This window comes from Micromonospora sp. NPDC049799 (assembly GCF_040656655.1).
Taxonomy (GTDB): Bacteria; Actinomycetota; Actinomycetes; order Mycobacteriales; family Micromonosporaceae; genus Micromonospora.
On sequence record NZ_JBFAMU010000285.1, the window covers coordinates 1 to 6,271 of the forward strand.

Consider the following 6,271-nt stretch of genomic DNA (forward strand, 5'->3'; position numbering starts at 1 on the left):
CGGCGGCAGCGTCCCCGGCCGCGGCGGCCGACGAGGAGGAGCCCGTGTCCGTGATCGAGTCCGACGAGGAGACACCCCTGCCGCCGCCGGACGAGATCCAGGACACGCGGCGGCCCCTGTGGTACGTCCTCGGGCCCAACCTGCTCTCCGCGCTGCTCTGCCCGCTGCTGGTCTACCCGGCCGGTCTCGGCCTGGTCGGTTCGGCCGTGGCCAACGTGACCGCCCAGACGCTCTCCGGCGTGCTCTTCGTCAGCGCGCTGGCCGCCGAGCGGGTCGCCCTGCGCCCCCGCCCGACGGTGATCCGGCAGCAGCTCGTGCTCAGCCGCGACCTGCTGATCCGCGGCGTCGCCTTCCAGGCCAGCTTCCTCTCCGCCACCGCCGTCGCCGCGCGCTTCGGCGCCGCCGCGGTCGGCGCCCACCAGATCGCCGTGCAACTGTTCTTCTTCGCCGCCCTGGTGCTCGACGCTCTCGCCATCGCCGCCCAGGCGCTGGTCGGCGCCGCGCTGGGCGCCGGCGACGACATCGGGGCGCGCGCCCTGGCTCGCCGGATCGGCCTGCTCGGTGGCGTCTGTGGCACCGCGTTCGCCCTCCTCGTCGCCGCGGGCGCCGGTGTCGTCCCCGGTTGGTTCAGCTCCGATCCGCAGGTACGCGAGCAGGCCATGGTGGCGTGGCCGTGGTTCGTCGGGATGCTCCCGCTGGCCGGTGTGGTATTCGCCCTCGACGGGGTGCTGATCGGCGCCGGGGACGTGCGCTACCTGCGCAACCTCACGATCGTCGCGGCCCTGGGCGGGTTCCTGCCGGCGATCTGGCTGGCGTACGGGCTCGACCTGGGGCTCGGCGGCATCTGGGCCGGGCTCACGCTCTTCGTGGTGATCCGCCTGGTCGCGTTGCTGCTGCGGCTCCGCTCCGGCGGCTGGGCGGTGGTCGGCGCGGTCCGCGCCTGACCGGAGACCGCCCGCCGCCGGCACCGGTCAGGCCATCTGCTGGAGCCCGTAGACGGCGAGCACGAGGAACAGCGCGATCGCCCAGCAGACGAAGAAGGCCACGATCTTCACGGTGTTGGGGTAGCGCTGGTAGAGCTTCTGCCGCTGCTGCCAGGCCCACCAGCGCTCGCGCAGCCGGCGCGCGCCGGGCAGTGCCTCGACGGTTTCCGCGACCCGCACGCCGAGGGTTCGGCGCGGAGGCGGCGGGTCGCGCATCCAGTCCGGCAGGGCGGACGGCTGCTGCGGGGTGCGCTGCCAGGGCCGGCCGTCGCTGGCCGCGCCGGTGTGGCTGTCGCGGGTCTGTCGCATCGATGTCTCCCCGTGGTCCGGACGCCCGGCGTACCGACGGACGTCGTCACGGACATCGTCGCAGCGCCGCGCGAGACGCGCCGCCCCGTTTTCTCCGGGCGTACCGGGGCGGGTCGGCGTGCGGCGGTCTGGCAGGCTTGGCGGTCGTGAGCACTGACGGTCTGATCGTGGTGGACAAGCCGGGCGGCATGACGTCGCACGACGTGGTGGCGCGGATCCGCCGGCTGGCGCGTACCCGCCGGGTGGGCCACGGCGGCACGCTCGACCCGATGGCCACCGGGGTGCTGGTGATCGGCGTCGGGCGGGCCACCCGCCTGCTGACGTACGTGATCGGCGCCGGAAAGAGCTACACCGCCACCGTCCGCCTGGGGCAGGCCACCGTCACCGACGACGCCGAGGGTGACGTCATCGCCACCACGCCCGCCGGAACGGTGACCGACGAGGCGGTCCACGCCGCGTTCGCCGCCCTCACCGGCGAGATCGACCAGGTGCCCAGCGCGGTCAGCGCGATCAAGATCGACGGCCAGCGGGCGTACAAGCGGGTCCGCGAGGGCGAGAGCGTCGAGCTGCCCGCCCGCCGGGTCACCGTCTCCCGGCTGGACGTGCTGGCGATCCGCCGGGACCAGCCCGACGTGGTCGACGTGGATGTCGACGTGACCTGCTCGTCCGGGACGTACATCCGGGCCCTCGCTCGGGACGCCGGCCTGGCGCTCGGCGTCGGGGGCCACCTGACCGCACTGCGGCGTACCGCGGTGGGGGGCTTCACCCTCGCGGAGGCCGCCACCCTCGACGACCTGGAGTCCCGCGCGCCGGAGGTGGTCAACCTGCCGCTCGCCGCGGCGGCCGACCGGTTCTTCCCGCGTCGCGACGCCGACGCCGCCGAGGCCGCGACGCTGTCGCACGGCGGGCCGCTCGACCCGGTGGGGATCGCCGGGCCGTATGCGGTGTACGACCCGGCCGGTGGGCTGCTCGCTATCGTCAGCGAGCGGGGCGGTCGGGCCCGCGCGGAGATCGTGCTCGCTCCGGCCTGACGGCCGGGCTCGGGTGTCGTCACCGCCGGCCCGTCGACGGCCGGCGGGGGAGCAGGGGAGGAGAGCAATGCAGCGGTGGCGGGGGTACGACGCGGCGCCCGGCGGCTGGGGGCGGTCCGTCGTCACCATCGGCGTCTTCGACGGCGTGCACAAGGGGCACCAGGCGACCATCGGGCACACCGTGGCGCGGGCCCGCGAGCTGGGCGTCCAGTCCGTGGTGGTCACCTTCGACCCGCACCCGGCCGAGGTGGTCCGTCCCGGCTCGCACCCGGCCGTGCTCACCGAGCCGGCCCGCAAGGCGGAGCTGATCGAGGCGCTCGGCGTCGACGTGCTCTGCGTGGTGCCGTTCACTCCCGAGTTCTCCCGGCTGCCCGCCGAGGCGTTCGTGCACGACATCCTCGTCGAGCACCTGCACGCCGCCGGGGTCGTCGTGGGGGGCAACTTCCGCTTCGGTCACAAGGCGGCCGGCGACGTCGCGCTGCTGGAACGGCTCGGCCGCACGTTCGGCTTCGGCGTCGAGGGCGCGCCCCTGGTCGCCGAGGCGGGGACCGTCTTCTCCTCCACGTACATCCGCTCCTGCGTCGACGCGGGCGACGTGGGGGCGGCGGCCGCCGCGCTGGGCCGGCCGCACCGCCTGGAGGGAGTCGTGGTCCGGGGCGACCAGCGCGGGCGGGAGCTGGGCTTCCCCACCGCGAACCTGCTCTGCCACCGGTACGCGGCGGTGCCCGCCGACGGCATCTACGCGGCCCGCCTGGTGCGCCGGGGGCGGCCCGAGCCACTGATGGCGGCCGTGTCGATCGGCACCAACCCCACCTTCTCCGGGCGGGAGCGGCGGGTCGAGGCGTACGTGCTCGACTTCGACGGCGACCTCTACGGCGAGCGGCTGGCCCTGGACTTCGTGGCGCACCTGCGCGGGCAGGTCCGCTACGAGGGGGTCGAGCCGTTGGTCGCCCAGATCCGCCTGGACGTCGAGCGGACCCGGCGGGCGCTGGCCTGAGCGGTCCCGGCGCCGGTCTGCGCCGGCCTGGTACGGACGATCCGGACGTGCTGGTAGTGTGGTGGAGACGTCGGCTGACCGACGTGGTGCCTCGCGTGCCTGCACGACGCCGCGGGTGCGAGGAACCGGTCCGTTTCTCCGGTGCGAAAGCCCGACACGACGGACACCACTGGACAACCCACCGAAACAGGGAGAACATGGCGCTCGACCAGGAAGCCAAGGCCACGATCCGCGCGGAGTACGCGACCGCCGAGGGCGACACCGGTTCGCCGGAGGTGCAGGTCGCGGTCCTCACCAAGCGGATCGCCGAGCTCACCGAGCACCTGAAGGTGCACAAGCACGACCACCACAGCCGTCGTGGGCTGCTGCTGCTGGTCGGCCGTCGCCGTCGGCTGCTCAACTACGTCCAGAAGAAGGACATCAACCGCTACCGGTCGCTCATCGAGCGGCTCGGCCTGCGCCGATGACGTGACGGGGGAGTGGCCAGCGGGCCGCTCCCCCGTTCCGGTGTTACACAGGAAACAACCACGGGCCGCGCGACCACCCGAAACGGGAGCCGGTCAGCGTACCGGTCTCCGGTAGTGGCCCCCGGGCACCCCGGCACCTCGCCGGCCACCCGGGCGCTTCGATCGAAGACCGGCCGTCTGAGCAGTTCCCCCGTCGTGGGCCCACGACGCGAAGGAGCACTACCGCAGATGACCGAGAGCAACCTCGGCACCGAATCCCGCACCGCCGTGATCGACAACGGGTCCTTCGGCACCCGTGAGATCACCTTCTCCACCGGCCGGCTCGCCCGTCAGGCCGCCGGCTCCGTCATCGCCCAGCTCGGCGAGACGGTCGTCCTCTCCGCCACCACCGCCGGCAAGCAGCCGAAGGAGCAGTTCGACTTCTTCCCGCTGACCGTCGACGTCGAGGAGCGGATGTACGCCGCGGGCCGGATCCCCGGCTCGTTCTTCCGCCGTGAGGGCCGGCCCAGCGAGGACGCGATCCTCACCTGCCGCCTGATCGACCGGCCGCTGCGCCCGTCGTTCGTCAAGGGCCTGCGCAACGAGGTCCAGGTCGTCGAGACCATCCTCGCGCTCGACCCGCAGCACCCGTACGACGTGGTGGCCATCAACGCCGCCTCCATGTCGACCAAGCTGTCCGGCCTGCCGTTCTCCGGCCCGATCGGGGCGACCCGGGTCGCGCACATCGACGGCCAGTGGGTGGCCTTCCCGACCCTGGAGGAGCTGGCCCGGGCCACCTTCGACATGGTCGTCGCCGGCCGCGCCCTCGACGACGGCGACGTCGCGATCATGATGGTCGAGGCCGAGGCGACCCCGAACGCCGTGACGCTGATCGCCGGTGGCGCCACCGCGCCGACCGAGGAGATCGTCGCCAGCGGCCTGGAGGCCGCCAAGCCGGCAATCCGCGAGCTGTGCCGCGCGCAGAGCGAGCTGGCCGAGGTGGCCGCCAAGCCGGTCGCCGAGTTCCCGGTCTTCCTGGACTACCAGGACGACGTGTACGACGCGGTGGCCGACGTCGCCCGCGCCGAGGTCGCCGAGGCCCTCAAGATCGCCGGTAAGGCGGACCGCGAGGAGGCTCTCGACCGGGTCAAGGCCAAGGTCGTCGAGGAGCTGGGTTCGCGCTTCGAGGGCCGCGAGAAGGAGCTGTCCGCGGCGTTCCGGTCGCTGACCAAGTCCGAGGTCCGCAACCGGGTGCTGCGCGAGCAGGTCCGGATCGACGGCCGCGGCCCGCGCGACATCCGCCCGCTGACCGCCGAGGTCGGCGTGCTGCCGCGGGTGCACGGCTCGGCGCTGTTCGAGCGGGGCGAGACCCAGATCCTGGGCGTCACCACGCTCAACATGCTGCGCATGGAGCAGATGGTCGACACCCTCTCTCCGGAGAACCGCAAGCGCTACATGCACAACTACAACTTCCCGCCGTATTCCACCGGTGAGACCGGCCGCGTGGGTTCGCCGAAGCGGCGCGAGATCGGCCACGGTGCCCTCGCGGAGCGGGCGCTGATCCCCGTGCTGCCCTCGCGCGAGGAGTTCCCGTACGCCATCCGCCAGGTCTCCGAGGCGCTCGGCTCCAACGGTTCCACCTCGATGGGTTCGGTCTGCGCCTCGACGCTGGGCCTGCTCAGCGCCGGTGTGCCGCTGAAGGCGTCGGTCGCCGGCATCGCCATGGGCCTCATCTCCGACGAGGTGGACGGCAAGACCCAGTACGTGACGCTGACCGACATCCTCGGTGCCGAGGACGCGTTCGGTGACATGGACTTCAAGGTCGCCGGCACGCGGGACTTCGTGACCGCGCTCCAGCTCGACACCAAGCTCAACGGCATCCCGTCGGACGTGCTGGCCGCCGCGCTGCAGCAGGCGAACGAGGCCCGGCAGACGATCCTCGACGTGATGCAGGCGGCGATCGAGTCCCCGGCCGAGATGTCGGAGTACGCGCCGCGGGTCACCACCGTCAAGATCCCGGTGGACAAGATCGGCATGGTGATCGGCCCGAAGGGCCAGACCATCAACGCCATCCAGGACGAGACCGGCGCCGAGATCTCCATCGAGGACGACGGCACGATCTACGTCGGTGCCACCAACGGGCCGTCCGCCCAGGCGGCGGTCGACCGGATCAACGGCATCGCCAACCCGACCCTGCCGAAGGCGGGGGAGCGGTTCCTCGGCACGGTGGTCAAGACCGCCGCGTTCGGCGCGTTCATCTCGCTGCTCCCGGGCCGTGACGGCCTGCTGCACATCTCCAAGGTGGGCGACGGCAAGCGGGTCGAGAAGGTCGAGGACTTCCTCAACGTCGGCGACAAGGTCGAGGTGGAGATCGCGGACATCGACGCCCGCGGCAAGATCTACCTGGACAAGGTCCGCCCGGAGGGCGCCGAGGCGCCGGCCGCCGGCGAGGCCGAGGGTGGCGAGCGTCCGCCCGCGCGTGACCGTGGCGACCGGGGCCCGCGT

Annotated in this window: 6 protein-coding genes; 5 read left to right on the forward strand and 1 reads right to left on the reverse strand. The window is 72.9% G+C overall.

Features of this window, described 5'->3' with window-relative positions; genetic code table 11:
• Window positions 1-944 (forward strand): MATE family efflux transporter (locus tag AB0I76_RS19940; protein WP_357037388.1); only part of this gene is annotated, 944 nt, incomplete at its 5' end.
• 27 nt (window positions 945-971) lie between these two features.
• On the opposite strand, the gene AB0I76_RS19945 is transcribed toward AB0I76_RS19940, so the two are convergent.
• Complete coding sequence (locus AB0I76_RS19945) at window positions 972-1,292, reverse strand: hypothetical protein (protein WP_357037391.1); 321 nt, start codon at window positions 1,290-1,292, stop codon at window positions 972-974.
• A 146-nt stretch (window positions 1,293-1,438) separates the two neighbouring features.
• Here AB0I76_RS19945 and truB point away from each other — a divergent pair, with 146 nt between their 5' ends.
• The 4 genes from truB to AB0I76_RS19965 all read left to right on the forward strand — a co-directional run.
• A complete protein-coding gene (truB, locus tag AB0I76_RS19950; RefSeq protein ID WP_357037394.1) occupies window positions 1,439-2,323 on the forward strand; it encodes a tRNA pseudouridine(55) synthase TruB in 885 nt (294 codons plus the stop codon).
• Window positions 2,324-2,390: 67 nt separating this feature from the next.
• Window positions 2,391-3,320, forward strand: coding sequence for a bifunctional riboflavin kinase/FAD synthetase (locus AB0I76_RS19955; RefSeq protein WP_357037397.1), 930 nt, complete (start codon window positions 2,391-2,393; stop codon window positions 3,318-3,320).
• Window positions 3,321-3,517: 197 nt separating this feature from the next.
• Window positions 3,518-3,787, forward strand: a complete 270-nt coding sequence (gene rpsO, locus AB0I76_RS19960; protein ID WP_088963411.1) for a 30S ribosomal protein S15 — start codon at window positions 3,518-3,520, stop codon at window positions 3,785-3,787.
• A gap of 228 nt (window positions 3,788-4,015) precedes the next feature.
• Window positions 4,016-6,271 (forward strand): polyribonucleotide nucleotidyltransferase (locus AB0I76_RS19965; RefSeq protein ID WP_357037401.1); only part of this gene is annotated, 2,256 nt, incomplete at its 3' end.